The 18,925-nt window shown below is 73.5% G+C and carries 4 protein-coding genes; 2 read left to right on the top strand and 2 right to left on the bottom strand.

The genetic code is table 11. From position 1 onward, the window contains the following. Positions 1-96 precede the first annotated feature (96 nt). Positions 97-1,110, bottom strand: coding sequence for an LLM class flavin-dependent oxidoreductase (locus ACFY1P_RS05655; protein ID WP_390749815.1), 1,014 nt, complete (start codon positions 1,108-1,110; stop codon positions 97-99). After that, a complete protein-coding gene (locus ACFY1P_RS05650; RefSeq protein WP_390749814.1) occupies positions 1,107-2,408 on the bottom strand; it encodes an LLM class flavin-dependent oxidoreductase in 1,302 nt (433 codons plus the stop codon). Before ACFY1P_RS05650 ends, ACFY1P_RS05655 begins: the two co-directional genes overlap by 4 nt. A 680-nt stretch (positions 2,409-3,088) precedes the next feature. Here ACFY1P_RS05650 and ACFY1P_RS05645 point away from each other — a divergent pair. Both ACFY1P_RS05645 and ACFY1P_RS05640 read left to right on the top strand, forming a co-directional pair. Further along, positions 3,089-16,894 (top strand): SDR family NAD(P)-dependent oxidoreductase, encoded by a 13,806-nt coding sequence (locus tag ACFY1P_RS05645; RefSeq protein WP_390749813.1) that lies wholly within the window; start codon positions 3,089-3,091, stop codon positions 16,892-16,894. Between the two features lie 46 nt (positions 16,895-16,940). Then, positions 16,941-18,925, top strand: a 1,985-nt coding sequence (locus ACFY1P_RS05640; protein WP_390749812.1) for a type I polyketide synthase, incomplete at its 3' end; no start/stop codon positions are given.

The raw sequence follows: 18,925 nt of genomic DNA, 5'->3' as shown, positions 1-18,925 counted from the left end.
GCCGCGTGAACCGCGCACGCCGCGGTCCGCGCGTCGGTGGACGCGGACCGCGGCGTGCACGCGGTGGGCCCTGCCCGGGGCGGCGCCCGCGCCGGGTCAGGCCGCTCGGCGGTCGGCCGGCCGCGGGAGGCCCAGGCGGTCGCGCAGGGTGGTGCCTTCGCGCGTGGCCGTCGGCGCGTGGCCGCCGGCGCGCACCGCGGTCGCGAGGGAGAGGACGGCTTCGTGCGCCGCCTCGGCGGGGCCGGCGGGGGCGAGCAGGGTGAAGCCGTCCGCGGCACCCGCCGCGAACAGGGCCCGCAGCCGCTCGGCCTCGTCCGGGCCGCCGTCCACCCGCCAGTCGATCAGCACGGCGATACCGTCGGCGTCGCGCCCGGCGGCGCGGGCCTGCTCCCGTACGGCCTCCCGGAGCCGGGCGGGGTCCTCGCCGTCCGGCACCGTGAGAAGGACGACGTCGGCGACGCGGGCGGCGAACGCGATGTCGTCGGCGTCCGCCGGGCGGTGGACCAGGAGGGGGTGCCCCTGCGGCGGGCGGGCGATGTTGAGCGGTCCCGCCACGTCGAAGTGCTCACCCCTGTGGTCGAGCGCGTGCAGCTTCTCGGGGGTGAAGTACACCCCCGACTCCCGGTCCCTGCGGAAGGCGTCGTCGTCGAAGCTGTCCCACAGACCGGTCAGTACGGCGGTGAACTCCGCGGCGCGCGAGCGCCGGGCCGCGGCGGACGAAGGCCCGTCGGCCCGGCCGTAGTTGGCCGCTGCGGCCGGGTCGGCGCCGGTGAGCGGCTGCCAGCCGGCGCGCCCGGGAGTGAGGTGGTCGACCGTGGCCAGGACCCGCGCCACGTGGTAGGGGAGCGCGTGCTCCGTGGACATGGCGGCCACGAGCCCCACCGCACGCGTCGAGACCGCCAGGGCCCCGGCCAGGGTGCCGGCCTCGAAGTGCGGGTCCTCGGCCGGGGCGGTCGCCGCCGACTGGCTGTCGTGGAGCAGCAGCGCGTCGATCCCGGCGGCCTCCGCCCCCCGGGCCCGGTCGCGGGCCCGCGCGAACACGCCTGCGTCGGTGCCCGGGTCGGTGATCAGCCGGGTGAACAAGGTGATGTGGTCAGCGCGCTGAGTCACGCGGCACCTGCCTTCAGGGTCGTCTGGCCGGTCGCGGCCGTCGCGCTGTCCGAGGAGGGGGCGGTCAGCCCCAGCTTCTCGCGGAGCGTGCCCTCGACGTATTCGTCGTGCACCAGGCCGCGGCGGCGCAGCTCCGGCACGACATGGTCGACGAAGGCGTCGAGGGAGGCGGGGAGATGGGGGAAGTCGACGATGTAACCGTCGGCCGCGCGCTCGGTGAAGCCGCGCTCCATGTGGTCGGCCACCTGCTCCGGCGTGCCGGCGAAGAAGTCGGCGACCTGGCGCAGCGCCAGCTGACGAAGTGTCAGTTTTTCCCGGTGTGCCAGCGTCATCCACATCTTCGCCGTGCTGGACGAGCGGTTGGACGCCGGGATGTCGGGCACCGGACCGTCGAGCGGATACCGCGTCAGATCCAGGTCGCCCAGCTGCTCCTGGAGCGCCCGGACGGCCACGATGTCGGGCACGAGCTCGTGCAGCTCGTCGATGAGCCGGCGCGCCTCCCGCTCCGTACTGGCGACCAGAGGCTGGACGCCGGGCCAGATCTGGACCCGCTCCGGGTCCCTGCCGTGCGCGGCGACCCGGCGCTTCAGGTCGGCGTAGGTCTCCTGGCCGTCGGACAGCAGCGTGTGCCGGGTGAAGATCACCTCCGCGTGCCGGGCCGCGAACTCCCGGCCCACGGGCGAGGCCCCGGCCTGGAAGATCACGGGGCTGCCCTGCGGGGAGGCCGGCAGGTTCAGCGGGCCCCGGACGTCGAAGAACTCGCCCCGCCCCGCCCCGTCCTGCTCGCCCGCCCACAGCCGCTTGGTGACACCGATGAACTCCTCGGCGCGCACATAGCGCAGGTCGTGCTCCATGTGCTCGGGGAAGCCGAAGTTGCGCGACTCCCAGGGCGCGGCGGAGGTGACGACGTTCCACCCGGCCCGGCCACCGCTGACGCGGTCGAGGGAGGTGAACCTGCGGGCGATGTCGTACGGCTCGTTGTAGGTGGTGGTGGCCGTCGAGGCGAGCCCGATGTGCTCGGTCCCGGCGGCGTAGGCGGCCAGCAGGCTCAGCGGCTCGAAGTGCTCGTTGCGCGCGGTCTGGCTGATGTGCTGGACGTCGGTGCCCCAGACGGCCACCACGTCCGGCACGAAGAGGCAGTCGAACAGGCCCCGTTCGAGCGTGCGGGCGCACGCGAGGTGGAAGGCGAAGTCGAGCTGGGCGTCGACCGGAGTGGAAGGGTGCCGCCAGGCGGCGATGTGTGAACCGGGGCCGTCGATTATGGCCCCGAGTTTCATCGTGCGTTTCCGATGAACCATGCGATCTTCCCTAGAGCTGAATGTTTGGGACGAAAGGACTCTCATCGGGAACGCGCACCGCGCGGGGGTTCCGAGAGGTCACTGCGCAGCGACGGTACTAGGTGCCCGCGCCATCTGTCTGTTCGCAAGAGCTGAATTCTCCGACTGTCAGCATGCCTCACGGCCGGGCCGTGCGGAGCACCGGGGAGCCCCGGATCCCGGTGCGGGACGATGGGGTGCGCGTGCTGAAACCGCGCTGAAACCGCACCCCGCCATACTGGCTGGTAACCGCCCCGGGGCCGCTGGAAGTACCGCGCTGTCGCGTGGTCTGTGAAGCGGTGCCGCAGGGCGGATTCGAGTAGTTCTTGGTCGGGGGACTGGGTGACTTTTTCGACGCGGAGACGGGTGTCGCGCGGGTGCTTGCCGCACCCGGAGCAGGCTGGTGGGCGCGGGTGCGCCCGCTCCTCGCGGACCGGGTGCGGGCGGCGGCGCGGCGCGCCGGTCCCCGTGTGCGGGAAATCCTGAGAATTGACACGACGCCTCGCCGTACCGGCGCAGGCGGTCTTCAGTCGATCGCTGATCCACGGCTTTCGTGAGCGAAAGCCGTCCCGATCACGCGTAATTCTGCCCAATCTGCTTCGGGGGCTTGAACGGGCTGCCCGCGTGCACGTTGTTCCGGTATTCCTGGAGGGATATCTTCGATGAGCGGTTACGTTATGTCCGGGCGTGACGACCGGAACTCCAGTGCGCGGATCGCGGTCGTGGGATTCTCGTGCCGAGTCGCCGGCGCGAGAGGCCCCGAGGAGTTCTGGCAGCTCCTCAAGGAGGGCCGGTCGGGAGTCGGGGAATTCCCGGCCGCCCGCCGCACCGGCCGGGAAGCGGGCCTTTCGGACCTGCCGGGCGGATACCTGGAAGGCGTCGACCGCTTCGACGCCGACTTCTTCGAGGTCTCACCGGCCGAAGCCGCCGCCATGGACCCCCAGCAGCGCCTGGCGCTGGAGCTGGGCTGGGAGGCGGTGGAGAACGCCGGGACCTCGCCCGACGCCTTGCGGGGCACCCGGGTCGGCGTCTTCGTCGGAGCCATCAACGACGACTACGCCGCCCTGCTGCACCGCGGCGGCCCGGACGCGGTGACACGGCACAGCCTGACGGGCACTCAGCGCAGCTTCATCGCCAACCGGATCTCCTACGGCCTCGGCCTGCGCGGCCCCAGCGTCGTGGTCGACACCGGCCAGTCCTCCTCCCTCGTCGCGGTGCACCTCGGGGTGCAGAGCCTGCTGCGCGGCGAGTCCGACGCCGTCCTGGCGGGCGGCGTGAACCTCATCCTCTCCGAGCACAGCACGAACAGCCTCAAGCGCTTCGAGGCCCTCTCGCCCGACGGCCGCTGCTACACCTTCGACGCGCGGGCCAACGGCTACGCGCGAGGCGAAGGCGGCGGATTCGTGCTGCTCAAGCCCCTGGACCAGGCGGTCGCCGACGGAGACCGGGTGCTGGCCGTCATCGAGGGCACCGCCGTCAACAACGACGGTGGCGGCGACGGCCTGACGGTCCCCAGCGCCACGGCCCAGCGCGACCTGCTGCTCGACGCCTGCGCGGCGGCCGGGATCTCGCCCGCGGACGTCCAGTGCGTCGAACTGCACGGGACCGGCACCAAGGTCGGTGACCCGCTGGAGGCCGCCGCCGTCGGCCAGGCGCTCGGAACCGCGCGCCCCGACGGCAAGCCCGTCGTGGTCGGTTCCGTCAAGACGAACATCGGGCACCTGGAAGCGGCGGCCGGCATCGCCGGGCTGCTGAAGGTCATCTCCTGCGTCAGCCACCGCGAGTTCGTCCCGAGCCTCAACCACGAGACGGGGAACCCGCGCATCCCGCTCGCCGAGTGGAACCTCAAGGTCCAAAGCGAGCACGAGACGTGGCAGGGCGAGAACGGACGGCTCGTCGCCGGCGTCTCCTCCTTCGGCCTGGGCGGCACCAACTGCCATGTGATCGTCACCGACCCGCCGTCCGTGCCGCGCGACGGACACGCTGCCGGAGCCCCGGCAGAGCCCATGGCGCCGGGCCGTGCGCTTCCCTGGCTGGTGTCCGCCCGAGGCGAGGCCGCGCTGCGCGAGCAGGCGGAACGCCTGGACACCTACGCGAGCCGGCACCCGGAAGCCGACGTCCACGCGGTCGGCCGCACACTGGCGGCCGGGCGCGCGCGGTTCGAGCACCGGGCCGTCGTGGTGGGCGAGGACGGGGCGGGCCTGCGCGCCGGGCTCCAGGCGCTGGCCACGGGCGGCGGCGCCGCGCACCTGGTCCGCGGTGTGGCCGCCGGCGCGCGCGACCACGCCGATGCCCAGGCCGACCCCGGCGTGGTCTTCGTCTTCCCCGGCCAGGGGTCGCAGTGGGCGGGCATGGCCGCCGGACTGCTCGCGTCGTCCCCGGTCTTCGCCGAGCGGATGGCCGAGTGCGAGGCGGCCCTCTCACCGTACGTCGACTGGTCCCTCACCGAGGTGGTACGGGACGCGGACGCGAACCGGCTCGACCGCGTCGACGTGGTGCAGCCGGTGCTCTGGGCGGTCATGGTGTCGCTCGCGGAGGTGTGGCGGTCCGTGGGCGTCCGGCCGGCCGCGGTCATGGGCCACTCCCAGGGCGAGATCGCGGCAGCGGTGGTGGCCGGAGCCCTGTCGCTGTCCGACGGCGCGAAGGTGGTGGCGCTGCGCAGCCAGGCGATCCGGGAGAGCCTGTCGGAGCGCGGCGGCATGGCCGCCGTCTCGCTGGGCGCCGCGGCGGTCGCCGAGCTCATCGCCGGATTCGGCGGGCGGCTGTCGGTGGGAGCGGTCAACAGCCCCACGTCGACGGTCGTGTCCGGCGAGCCCGGCGCGCTGGAGGAACTGCTCGCCCGCTGCGAGTCCGAGGAGATCCGGGCCCGCCGGGTGCCGGTGGACTACGCCTCGCACTGCGCCGAGGTCGAGGTCGTCCGTGACGAGGTGCTGCGCGAACTGACCGGCATCGCGCCCGGCCAGGCGGCCGTCCCCTTCTACTCCGCGGTGACCGGCCGCACACTCGCGGGCCGGGAGCTGGACGCGGACTACTGGTACCGCAATCTGCGCGAGACGGTGCGGTTCGAGGAGAGCGTACGGGCCGCGGTGGCGGACGGGTTCACCCGTTTCGTCGAGGTGAGCGCCCACCCGGTCCTGGTGGCCGGTGTGGAGGAGACCCTCGAAGCGGCGGGTGCCGACGAGCGCGCCCTGGTCGTGGGCACGCTGAGGCGCGACGAGGGAGGCTGGGACCGCTTCCTGCTCTCGGCCGCCGAGGCGTGGACGCGCGGCGTCGAGGTGGACTGGTCCGTGCCGCTGGGGCAGGGGCCGAAGGCGGCCGGCCTGCCGACGTACGCCTTCCAGCGCCGGAGCCACTGGCTCGATGTGCCGGGCGTGGCCGCTCCCGAGGTGATGGCTCAAGTCCCCGCCGTCCAGCGGGAGTCCGAGCCGCAGGCCGCCACCCCTGCCCTCACCCCCGAGCGGCTGGAGGATCTCGTACGCGACGAGGTCGCCGTCGTCCTCGGGCACCCCTCGCCCCACGACATCGACATGGGCCGTACGTTCAAGTCGCTCGGCTTCGACTCCCTGGCGATGGTCGACCTGCGCAACCGCCTCAAGACGGCGACCGGTGTCAACCTGACCACCTCCGCGCTCTTCGACCACCCGGCCCCGTCCGCGATCGCCGCCCACCTCGGCCGCCGGCTGCTCGGCGTCGACGAGACGGCGGAGCCGCAGCCCACCGCGGGCGCCGCCGACGACGAGCCGATCGCGATCGTGGCGATGGCCTGCCGCTTCCCCGGCGGCGTGGAGTCGCCCGAGGACCTGTGGGACCTGGTGATGGCCGAGCGGGACGTCATCGGCGACTTCCCGGTCAACCGCGGCTGGGACCTGGAGAAGCTCTACGACCCGGAGTTGGAGCGGCGCGGCACGAGCTATGTGCGGCACGGCGGTTTCCTGCACGACGCCCCCGACTTCGACCCGGCCTTCTTCGGCATCTCCCCGCGTGAGGCGCTGGCGATGGACCCGCAGCAGCGGCTGCTGCTGGAGACCTCGTGGGAGACCTTCGAGCGGGCCGGCATGGACCCCTCGTCGCTCCGCGGCAGCCGGACCGGCGTGTTCTTCGGCGCGATGTTCCAGGAGTACGGACCCCAGTTGCAGGAGGGCGCGGAGGGCGTCGACGGGCACCGGCTCACCGGCGGGACGATCAGCGTGGCCTCGGGCCGCGTCGCGTACACCCTCGGCCTGGAGGGCCCCGCGGTGACGGTGGACACCGCGTGCTCGTCATCGCTGGTGGCACTGCACTGGGCGGTGCGGTCGCTGCGCTCCGGTGAGTGCTCGATGGCCCTGGCCGGCGGCGTGACGATCATGCCGACGCCGGGGATGTTCGTGGAACTCAGCCGCCAGGGCGCGCTGTCGCCCGACGGGCGCTGCAAGGCGTTCTCGGCGGCCGCCGACGGCACCGGATGGGCCGAGGGCGTCGGCGTGCTGCTCGTCGAGCGGCTCTCGGACGCGCGGCGCAACGGCCACCAGGTGCTGGCCGTGATCCGCGGCAGCGCCACCAACCAGGACGGCGCCAGCAACGGCCTGACGGCACCGCACGGACCGGCCCAGCAGCGCGTCATCCGTGCCGCGCTCGCCGACGCGGGTCTCGCGCCCGACGAGGTCGACGCCGTCGAGGCGCACGGCACGGGCACGACCCTGGGCGACCCGATCGAGGCCCAGGCCCTGCTGGCCACCTACGGCCAGGGCCGCGCGGCGGACCGGGCGCTGCGGCTCGGATCGCTGAAGTCCAACATCGGGCACACGCAGGCGGCGGCGGGCGCCGCCGGTGTCATCAAGATGGTCATGGCGATGCGGCACGGGACGCTCCCGCGCACGCTCCACGTGGACGAGCCGTCGCCGCACATCGACTGGTCCGCGGGCGCCGTGGAACTGCTGACCGAGCCCGCGGAGTGGACGGCGGACGGGCGGCCGCGCCGGGCCGGCGTGTCATCGTTCGGCATCAGCGGCACCAACGCCCACGTGATCCTCGAAGAGGCCCCCGCCGACGCGCGGTCGTACGGCCCGGGCCCGGCCGACGGCAGCGACGGCACGCACCCCACGGCCACCGGCGGGCCGGTGCCCTGGGTCGTCTCCGGCAAGTCCGAGGAAGGGCTCCGGGCACAGGCCGGCCGGCTCGCCGCCTTCGCGCAAGCCCGCACCGAGCTGTCCCCGGTGGACGTGGGCTGGTCGCTGGCCGCGTCGCGCGCGGAGCTCGAACACCGCGCCGTGGTGCCCGCGCCCGACCGCGACACGGCCCTGACCGGCCTGTCGGCGCTGGCCGGCGGCCTGCCCGCGCCGGGTGTCGTCTCCGGCACGGCCGACGTACGGGGCAAGGTGGTGTTCGTCTTCCCCGGCCAGGGCTCGCAGTGGCGGGGCATGGCGGCCGAACTGCTCGACTCCTCGCCCGTGTTCGCCGCGCGGCTCGCGGAGGCGGACGCGGCGATCGGGCGGTTCGTGGACTGGTCGGTGGCCGACGTGCTGCGGCAGGAGCCGCACGCGCCGTCGCCCGACCGGATCGAGATCCTCCAGCCCGTGCTGTTCGCGGTCAACGTGTCACTGGCCTCGGTGTGGCAGGCGGCGGGCGTGCGGCCCGCCGCCGTGGTGGGACACAGCCAGGGCGAGATCGCCGCCGCCTGCGTGGGCGGGGCGCTGTCCCTGGAGGACGCGGCGAAGCTGACCGTGCTGCGCAGCGCCCTCTTCGCCCGCGAGCTGGTCGGCAACGGAGCCGTCGCCTCGGTGGCGCTGCCCGCCGACGAGACCGAGGCCCGACTGGCCCACTGGGACGGCCGCCTCGTCATCGCCGGACGCAACGGCCCCCGGGCGGTCACGGTCGCCGGTGACATCCCGGCACTGGAGGAGTTCGTCGCCGCCTGCCGTGAGGACAACGTCCGCGCACGGGTGGTCGGTTCGACAGTGGCCTCGCACTGCGCGCAGGTCGAGCCGCTGCGCGAGGAGATCCTGGAGCTGTTCGCCGACATCACCCCGGCCGAAGGCACCGTGCCCTTCTACTCCACCGTCACGGGCACCGTCCGCGACACCCGGGAACTGACGGCCGACTACTGGTTCGACAACGCCCGGCAGCCGGTGAACTTCGAGGCCACCGTGCGGGCCCTGCTCGCGGACGGCTTCCGGTTCTTCGTCGAGTCCAGCGCGCACCCGGTGCTCACCACCGGCATGCAGGCGACGTTCGAGGACGCGGAGACCGAGGCAGTGGCCATCGGCTCGCTGCGCCGCGACGAGGGCGGCCCCGCCCGGTTCCTGACCTCGCTGGCCGAGGGATATGTACGCGGCCTGCCCGGCGTGAACTGGAAGGCCCTCTTCACCGGGACGGACGCGCAGCTCACCCAGCTGCCGACCGCCGCCTTCCAGCGCGACCGCTACTGGCTGGAGACCACGGCCCCCGGCACCGGCGACCCGGCCGCCCTCGGCCTCGGCGCCGCCCACCACCCGCTGCTGGGCGCGGCGGTACGGGCCGCGGCCGACGGGAGCGTCCTGCTGACGGGCCGCCTGTCGGCGCAGACGCACCCCTGGCTCACCGACCACGCCGCCCTGGGCAGCGTCCTGCTGCCCGGCGCCGCGTTCGTGGAACTGGCCCTGCGGGCCGGCGAGACGGCCGGGTGCGGCCTGCTCGAAGAGCTCACCCTCGAAGCCCCGCTGCTCCTGCCCGAACGCGGCGCCGTCCAGGTGCAGGTGGCGGTGGAGGCACCGGGCGCCGACGGGCGCAGCCGGGTGGCGGTGTACGCGCGGCCTGAAGCCGCCGACGCCACCGGCACCGACGAGCCCTGGACCCGGCACGCCACCGGCCAGTTGAGCAGCGCCGCCGTGACACCCGCCGCCGAGCTGACGGCCTGGCCGCCGCAGGGCGCGCACCGCGTCGAACTGGACTCCTTCTACGAGCGGGTCGCGGACATCGGCTACGGCTACGGACCCGCCTTCCAGGGGCTGCGCGCCGCCTGGCGCGCCGGCGAGGAGATCTACGCCGAGGTGGCCCTGCCCGAGGAACAGGGCGCGGACGCGGCCCGGTTCGGCATCCACCCCGCCCTGCTGGACGCCGCACTGCACCCCGCCCTGCTGAGCGCACTCGACGAGCAGGACACGCAGGGCACCGCACCCATGCGGCTGCCGTTCGCCTGGAGCGGCATCGCGCTGCACGCCGTGGGGGCCACGGCCGTACGCGTACGGGTCGCACCGGCCGGCGCGGACGCCGTGTCCGTGACGATCGCCGACGCCACGGGCGCACCGGTGGCCTCCGTGGAGTCGCTGATCCTGCGCCCGGTGTCGGCGCGGCAGCTCAGCGGCGCCGAGGACCCCACCCGCAACGCGCTGTTCCGCACCGAATGGACGGCGCTGCCCACGACCGGCGACGCCACCGGCACCAGCGGCTGGGCGGTGCTCGGTGGGACCGGGCCGCTCGACGCGGCCCGGCACGCACCCGACATGGAGACGCTGTTCGCCGACGGCGCCGCACCGGAGACCGTGGTGGCCACGTGCCCCGCGACTCCCGCGGACGGCGGTCTCACGGCGGCCGCGCACGAGTCGACCGCCTGGGCACTGACGCTGGCACAGACATGGCTGGCCGAGGAACGCGCCGCGGAGTCCCGCCTCGTCGTCGTGACCCAGGGCGCCGTGGCCACCCGGCACGGCGAGGACATCACCGGCCTGGCGCACGCGCCGGTCTGGGGCCTGCTGCGGTCGGCGCAGTCGGAGAACCCCGGCCGGTTCGTGCTGGTGGACGTCGACGGGCCGCAGACCTCCCGCACGGCACTGGCCGCGGCGGTCGCGGCGGCCGTCGCCGCGGACGAGCCGCAGGTGGCGGTGCGCGAGGGCGTGGCCCTGGTGCCCCGCCTGGCCCGTGCCGCCGCCCAGGAGACCGCCGAGCGCACCGCGCCGGCCACGACGGGCACGGTCCTGATCACCGGTGGCACCGGTGCCCTGGGCGGGCTGCTGGCCCGCCACCTGGTCACCGAGCACGGCGTACGGCACCTGCTGCTCACCAGCCGCCGGGGCCGGGACGCCGCCGGGGCCGGGGAACTCGCGGCCGAGCTGACCAGGCTCGGCGCCGCCGACGTGGAGATCGCGGCCTGCGACGCCGCCGACCGCGACGCGCTCGCCGCCCTGCTGGCCACCGTCCCCGCCGACCGTCCGCTGACCGCCGTGGTCCACGCGGCCGGTGTGCTGGACGACGGCCTCGTGGCCTCCCTGACCCACCAGCAGACCCAGCGGGTGCTGCGGCCGAAGGTCGACGCGGCGGTCAACCTGCACGAACTGACCCGCGAGCTGGACCTGTCGGCGTTCGTCCTCTTCTCCTCCATCGCGGGCACCTTCGGCAACCCCGGCCAGGGCAACTACGCGGCGGCCAACGCCTTCCTCGACGCCCTCGCCCAGCACCGCCGCGCCCGGCAACTGCCCGCCCACTCCCTCGCCTGGGGTCTGTGGGACAGCTCCAGCGACATGCTCGGCCACCTCCGACAGCAGGACCTGGCCTGGATGGAGCGCGCGGGCATCCAGCCCCTGCCGTCCGCCCTCGGCCTGGCCCTGCTCGACGCGGCGATCACCCGGGACGACGCGCACCTGGTGCCCGTACGCCTGGAGATGACCACGCTGCGCCGCGAGGCCGCCTCCGGCATGCTGCGGCCGCTCTTCCGCAGCCTCGTCCGCACGGTGGCCCGCAGGACGGCCGCCACCGCCGGCACCCCGGGAAGCGCCGGACTCGCCCAGCGGCTCTCGGGCCTCGGCCAGGACGAGCAGAACAGGGCCCTGCTGGACCTGGTGCGCGCGCAGGTGGCGACCGTCCTCGGCCACGCCACCCCGGAGACGATCGCCTCGGGCCGCCCGTTCAAGGAACTCGGCTTCGACTCCCTCACCGCGGTGGAACTCCGCAACCGCCTCAACGCCGCCACCGGCCGGCGCCTGCCCGCCACGCTCGTCTTCGACTACCCCACCCCCGACCTGCTCACCGGCTACCTGCGCTCCGAACTCCTGGGCGCCGAGCCGGCACCGGCCGCCGGGCCGCCGGCCCCCGCGGGGCAGACCGCCGCGGCGGACGAGCCCATCGCGATCGTCGGCATGGCCTGCCGCTACCCCGGCGGAGTGGCCTCGCCCGAGGACCTCTGGCGACTGGTGGAGACGGGCGGCGACGCCGTCTCGGCCCTCCCCACCGACCGCGGCTGGGACGAGGGACTCTACGACCCGGACCCGGAGGCCACCGGCAAGAGCTACGCACGCGAGGGCGGCTTCCTCTACGACGCGGGGGACTTCGACCCGGCGTTCTTCGGGATCTCCCCGCGTGAGGCGCTGGCCATGGACCCGCAGCAGCGGCTGCTGCTGGAGACGTCCTGGGAGGTGTTCGAGCGCGCCGGCATCGACCCGACGACGCTGAAGGGCAGCCGGACGGGCGTGTTCACCGGTGTGATGCACCACGACTACGGCACGGCTTCCGAGACCCCCGAAGGCCTTGAGGGTTACGCCGTCACCAGCACCCAGGGCAGCGTCGCCTCGGGCCGCGTCTCCTACACCTTCGGCTTGGAGGGCCCCGCGGTCACCGTCGACACCGCCTGCTCCTCCTCCCTCGTCGCCCTGCACCTCGCGGTGCAGGCCCTGCGCTCGGGCGAGTGTTCGCTGGCGCTGGCGGGCGGCGTGACGGTGATGGCCACCCCCTGGGTGTTCGTGGAGTTCAGCCGCCAGCGCGGCATGGCACCCGACGGGCGGTGCAAGGCGTTCTCCGCGTCGGCGGACGGCGCCGGCTGGTCCGAGGGCGCGGGCGTCCTGCTCGTAGAGCGCCTGTCGGACGCGCGCCGCAACGGACACCAGGTGCTCGCGGTCGTCCGCGGCAGCGCGGTCAACCAGGACGGTGCGAGCAACGGCCTCACCGCCCCCAACGGCCCCTCGCAGCAGCGGGTCATCCGCGCGGCACTGGCCGGCGCCGGACTCTCCGCAGCCGAGGTCGACGCGGTGGAGGCACACGGCACGGGCACCACGCTCGGCGACCCGATCGAGGCTCAGGCCCTGCTCGCCACCTACGGCCAGGACCGCCCCGCCGACCGGCCTTTGCGGCTGGGCTCCGTCAAGTCCAACATCGGGCACGCGCAGGCCGCCGCCGGCGTCGCGGGCGTGATCAAGATGGTGGAGGCCATGCGGCACGGAGTGCTGCCGCGGACCCTGCACGTGGATCAGCCGTCCCCGCACGTGGACTGGGCCGCGGGTGCCGTGGAACTGCTCACCGAACAGACGGAGTGGACCACCGACGGCCGCCCGCGCCGCGCGGGCGTCTCCTCCTTCGGTATCAGCGGCACCAACGCCCACGTCATCATCGAGGAGGCCGGTCCCGAGCCCGTACCCGCCGAGGCCGCCGACGCCCCGCCGGCCGCGGTCATGGTGCCCTGGCCCGTCTCCGGCCGTTCCGAGGCCGCCCTGCGGGCGCAGGCCGCGCGGCTCTCCGCGTACGTGGCAGCCGGCACCGACCTGGCCGTGCCCGACGTCGGCTTCTCGCTGGCCACCACACGGGCCGCCCTCGAACACCGCGGTGTCGTCCTGGCGGCGGACCGCGCGACCGCCCTCGCGGGCCTGACCGCCCTGGCCGACGGTTCGCCCGCCGCCGGGACGTTCACCGGCAGGGCACCGGAGGACCCGGGCCAGGTCGTCTTCGTCTTCCCCGGCCAGGGCTCGCAGTGGCGGGGCATGGCCGCGGAACTGCTGGAATCCACACCGGTGTTCGCCGAGCGGCTGGCGGAGTGCGACGCGGCCCTGCGGCCGCACGTGGGCTGGTCGGTGACGGACGTGGTCCGCGGCGCGGACGACGCCCCCTCGCTTGACGACGTCGTGGTCGTGCAGTGCGCCCTCTGGGCCGTCATGGTCTCGCTCGCGGCCGTCTGGCAGGCGATGGGCGTGCGGCCCGCCGCCGTCATCGGCCACAGCCAGGGCGAGATCGCCGCTGCCGCAGTGTCCGGCGGACTCTCCCTGGAGGACGCGGCGAAGGTCGTCTCACTGCGGGCCGGCGCGATCGCCGGAGAACTCTCCGGCCGGGGCGGCATGGTCTCCGTGCCCCTGCCCGCCGGCCGCGTCCGCGAACGCCTCGCGGCGTGGGGCGAGCGGATCTCCGTCGCCTCCGTCAACGGACCCTCCTCCACGGTCGTCTCCGGCGAACCGGAGGCACTGGAGGAACTGCTCGCCGCCTGCGAGGCCGACGGCGTCCGCGCCAAGCGGATCCCGGTCGACTACGCCTCGCACTCCGCCCAGGTGGAGGCCATCCGCGAGCAGGTCGTCGACGCGTTGCAGGACATCGAGCCCCGCCGCGGCGACATCCCCTTCTACTCGACGGTGACCGGCGGGATGTTCGACACCTCGGGCGCGGACGCCAAATACTGGTACACCAACCTGCGCCAGGAAGTGCGCTTCGACGAGACGGTACGCGCCCTGCTGGCGGACGGGTTCGGCTTCTTCGTCGAATCCAGCGCCCACCCGGTGCTCACCGTCGGGCTCCAGGAGATCTTCGAGGACACCGGCACCGAGGCCGTGGCCCTGGGCACCCTGCGCCGCGAGGAAGGCGGCCGGGAACGCCTCCTGGCATCGGTCGCCGAAGGCTACGTCCACGGCCTGGCCGTCGACTGGGACGCGGTCTACACCGGCACCGCCGCCCGACGCGTCGACCTGCCGACGTATGCCTTCCAGCGGGAGCGGTTCTGGCTGGATGTGGCGGTGCGGCGTGGTGATGTGGCGGGTCTGGGGTTGGTGGCTGCCGGTCATCCGTTGCTGGGTGCGGTGGTGTCGTTGCCTGATGACCGGGGTGTGGTGTGGACCGGCAGGCTTTCCTTGGCTGAGCAGCCGTGGCTGGCGGATCATGCGGTGTTCGGCTCTGTGGTGTTGCCGGGTGCGGTGTTCGTGGAGTTGGTGCTGCAAGCCGGTGAGCGGGTGGGGTGCGGTCGTCTGGAGGAGTTGACGCTTCAGCAGCCGTTGGTGCTGGGTGTTTCCGGTGGTGTGCGGTTGCAGGTGGCCCTGGCCGGTGTGGATGAGAGTGGTCGGTGTGCGGTGACGGTGCACTCCTGCCCTGACGTCGATGCCGATGTGGTGGGTGGCGATGTGTGGACGCTGCACGCCACGGGGACGTTGATGGGCGCGGATGGTTCTGTTGCCGGTGTGGGTGAGGGTGTGTGGCCGCCGGTTGGTGCGGTGCCGGTCGAGGTGGGTGGTCTCTATGACCGGTTGGCGGACCAGGGGTATGGATACGGTCCGGTGTTCCAGGGCGTGCGTGCTGCCTGGCGGCGCGGCGCGGAGGTCTACGCCGAGGTCGCGCTGCCGGACTCCGTGAGCGGCGAGGCCGCCGCGTACGGCATCCATCCGGCGCTGCTGGACGCCGTCTTCCACATGTCGATCGATCCGTCCGCCGACGAAGTGCGGCTGCCGTTCGTGTGGTCCGGCATCGAACTGTCCCAGGTGGGCTGCGCGTCGACGGTACGGGTGAGTGTGATGCCGTCGGCCGACGGTGACGTCTCCGTGCACGTCGTGGACGAGGCGGGTGCGCCGGTGCTCTCGGTGGACCGGCTGGTGACGCGCCCGGTGGCACGGGAGCAACTGCGCGCCGCGAACGGCGGCCTGCGGGATGCCCTGTTCGAGATGGAATGGATTCCGGCCTCGGCTTCGCCTTCGGCAGAGGCGTGGGGTTCGCTGGGCGACTCCGGGCCGGTGCCCGGTGTGGTGGTGTGGGCTCACAGCGGTGATGCGGAGCAGGATTCCGGCAGCGTGTCCGAAGCGACTGCCCGTGCGCTGCACACTGTGCAGGAATTCCTCGCGGACGAGCGGTACGCGGATGCGCGTCTGGTCGTCCTGACACGCGGTGCTGTAAGTGTCGCCCCCGGCAAGGACGTCGGGGACCTGTCGGCGGCTCCGGTGTGGGGTCTGGTGCGTTCGGCGCAGGTGGAGCACCCGGACCGGCTGTTGCTGGTCGACTTCGAACCGGGCCTCTCCGAGGCCGCGGAGGAGGCCGCTTTCCGTACAGCGCTGGGTGCGGCCGAGCCGCAGGTGGCGGTCCGCGACGGCAAGGCGTACGTGCCGCGTCTCGCGCGGCTGACCGCCGCCCCGGAGCGCACGGTGTCCTTCGACGCGCAGGGCACGGTGCTGGTGACCGGCGGCACGAGTGGCCTGGGCGCGCTGGTGGCCCGGCACCTGGTCTCGGCGTACGAGGTACGCGACCTGCTCCTGGTGTCGCGACGCGGCAGTGCGGCCGAAGGCGTGGACGAACTCGTCGCGGAACTGGCCGAGTCGGGCGCACGCGTTCGCGTCGAAGCGTGCGACGTGGGCGACCGTGACGCCCTCGCCCGGCTGCTCGCCTCGATCCCGGACGACCGCCCGCTCACCGGCGTGATCCACAGCGCGGCCGTGCTCGACGACACCGTGATCGAGTCACTGGACGCCGAGCGGCTGGCCGGTGTGTTCCGTCCCAAGGCGGACGCCGCGCTCCATCTGCACGAGCTGACGGCGGGGCTCGACCTCTCGGCGTTCGTCCTGTTCTCCTCCTTCGCCGGGGTGGTGGGCAGCGCCGGACAGTCGGGCTACGCCGCGGCGAATGTCTTCCTGGAGGCCCTGGCGCAGCGGCGTCGTGCGCTCGGACTGCCCGGGGTGTCGCTGGCCTGGGGCTGGTGGGCCTCCGACGGTGGCCTGACGGGCGGACTGTCGGAGGTCGACCGGGGCCGGCTGTCGGCCCTCGGACTGGCCGCGATGTCCGCAGAGGAAGGGCTGGCACTGTTCGACGCGGGCCTGTCGGCGGAGAGTGCCTCGGTGGTCCCGGCGTTGCTCGATGTGGCCGGTCTGCAACGGCGTGGCGCGGAGGGTGTGCCGTCGGTGCTGCGGTCGCTGGTGCGGAGCGGTGCGCGGCGCACCCGGACCGAGGACCCGGCCGCCGGTGCGGGTCTCGCCGCCCGCGTCGCGGGGCTGGGGGAGGCCGAGCGGCAGCGCGTGCTGCTGGACGCCGTGCGGGGCTACGTGGGCGAGGTGCTGGGCTACGGCCCCGGCCAACTGGTCGGCGTGGACACCCCGTTCAAGGGGCTGGGCTTCGATTCGCTGATGGCGGTCGAACTGCGCAACCGCCTGAACAAGGCCACCGGCCTCCGTCTCCCGGCGTCCCTGGTCTTCGACCACCCCACGGTCCAGGAGCTGGCCCGGTATCTGGAAGGCAAGCTGGACCGGGCCGACGGCGCCGGCATCGAGCCGCTCCTCGCGGAACTCGGGAAGATCGAGCAGGCGCTGACCGGACCGGGGCTGGGCGGCGAGTCGCGCCGGCGCCTCATGGACCGCCTGACGAGCCTGCTGGCGCTCCCGGACCCCCGCGAGGAGACCGCCGCCGCGTCCCTCACCGAGCCGGATCCCGCGGACGGCTCCGCCTTCGTCGACCAGCTGGAAGCCGCGACGACGGACGAGATCCTCGACGTCATCGAAAGAGAGTTCGGGAATTCCTGATCAGCTCCCGGCCCGTCCTGAACACACTTTTGCGGAGTGACCTCACATGACCGATGACAAGAACCTGCTCGACAAGCTGAAGTGGGTCGCGCGGGAGCTGCACCAGACCCGTCAGCAGCTCCAGAGCGCGGAGCAGCGGCACCGCGAGCCGATCGCGATCGTCGGCATGGCCTGCCGGTACCCGGGCGGCGTGGGCTCGCCCGAGGACCTGTGGCAGCTGGTGGACCGGAGCGGCGACGCCGTCTCGGACTTCCCCGAGGACCGCGGCTGGGACACCGACTCCCTCTTCGACCCGGACCCCGACCGGCCCGGCAAGAGCGCGACCCGCAAGGGCGGCTTCCTCTACGACGCCGCGGACTTCGACCCGGGCTTCTTCGGGATCTCGCCGCGTGAGGCGCTGGCGATGGACCCGCAGCAGCGGCTGCTGCTCGAAGCCTCGTGGGAAGCGGTCGAGCGGGCCGGGATCGACGCCACCGAACTCAAGGGCAGCCGCACGGGCGTCTACGCGGGGGTGATGTACCACGACTACGCCGCGGGACTGCCGTCCGTACCGGACGAGATCGAGGGGTACTACGGCACCGGCACGGCGGCCAGCGTCGTCTCCGGCCGCGTGCCGTACACCTTCGGCTTCACGGGCCCGGCCATCACGGTCGACACCGCCTGCTCCTCGTCGCTCGTCGCCCTGCACCTGGCCGTGCAGGCGCTGCGCAGGGACGAGTGCTCCCTCGCGCTGGCCGGTGGCGTGACGGTGATGTCCAGCCCGGTCATGTTCGCGGAGTTCAGCCGCCAGGGCGGCCTGTCGGTCGACGGCCGGTGCAAGGCGTTCGGCGCGGGCGCGGACGGCACCGGCTGGTCCGAGGGCGTCGGCGTACTGGTGCTGGAGCGGCTCTCGGACGCCCGCCGCAACGGGCACCGGGTGCTGGCGGTGGTACGCGGCAGCGCCGTCAACCAGGACGGTGCGAGCAACGGTCTGACCGCCCCCAGCGGGCCGGCACAGGAGCGCGTCATCCGCCAGGCGCTGGCTGACGCGGGCATCACGGCGGACGGCGTCGACGCGGTGGAGGCGCACGGCACCGGTACGCAGCTGGGTGACCCGATCGAGGCGCAGGCGCTGCTGGCCACTTACGGCCAGGACCGGCCGGGTGACCGGCCGTTGTGGCTCGGATCGCTCAAGTCCAACCTCGGGCACGCGCAAGCCGCCGCGGGTGTGGGCGGTGTCATCAAGATGGTCATGGCGATGCGGCACGGTGTGCTGCCCCGGACGTTGCACGCGGATGAGCCGACGCCGTTGGTGGACTGGTCGGCGGGTGCGGTGGAGTTGCTCAACGAGGCGCGGCCGTGGCCGGAGGCCGGGCGTCCGCGTCGGGCGGGTGTGTCGTCGTTCGGGATCAGTGGCACGAACGCGCACGTCATCCTTGAGCATGCCCCGGCCGAGGACGCCGCACCGGACGACCCGGCGGCGGCCGGTCTGCCGGCGTGGGTGGTGTCGGGTCGTACGGAAGAGGCGCTGGTCGCGCAGGCGAGGCGACTGCGTGACCATGTCGCCGGGCAGGAGGCGTTGGACGTACGGGCGGTGGGCCGGGCACTGGCCACCACCCGGTCGACGTTCGAGCACCGCGCCGTGATCGTGGGCGAGGACGAGAAGGCGCTGCTCACTGGACTCGACGGCCTCGCGAGTGGTGAGGGCGCCGCGGGGTTGGTGCGTGGTGTGGCTGGTGGGCCGGTGCGGTCGGCGGTGATGTTCACTGGTCAGGGTAGTCAGCGGGTCGGTATGGGGCGTGAGTTGTATGAGGCGTTCCCGGTTTTTGCCGAGGTGTTGGACGAGGTGTTCGGGCTCTTCGATGGGGAGCTTGGTGGTTCGTTGCGTGATGTGGTGTTCGGTGAGGGCGCTGCTGATGGGTTGTTGGATCGTACGGTGTTTGCGCAGGCGGGGATTTTCGCTGTTGAGGTGGCGTTGTTCCGGCTGGTGTCGTCGTGGGGTGTGCGTGCGGATTTCCTGATCGGTCATTCGGTGGGGGAGATTGCTGCGGC

The sequence above is a fragment of the Streptomyces sp. NPDC001407 genome (assembly GCF_042895325.1).
Classification (GTDB): Bacteria; Actinomycetota; Actinomycetes; order Streptomycetales; family Streptomycetaceae; genus Streptomyces.
The sequence above is the reverse complement of the archived record's forward strand: the minus strand, read 5'-3'. Positions and strand labels throughout refer to the sequence as shown.

What these genes read in the sequence shown, in the direction of transcription:
- ACFY1P_RS05645 (WP_390749813.1), top strand. Translation starts at nt 3,089, where the DNA reads ATGAGCGGTTACGTTATGTCCGGGCGTGACGACCGGAACTCCAGTGCG.
- ACFY1P_RS05650 (WP_390749814.1), bottom strand. Translation starts at nt 2,408, where the DNA reads ATGGTTCATCGGAAACGCACGATGAAACTCGGGGCCATAATCGACGGC.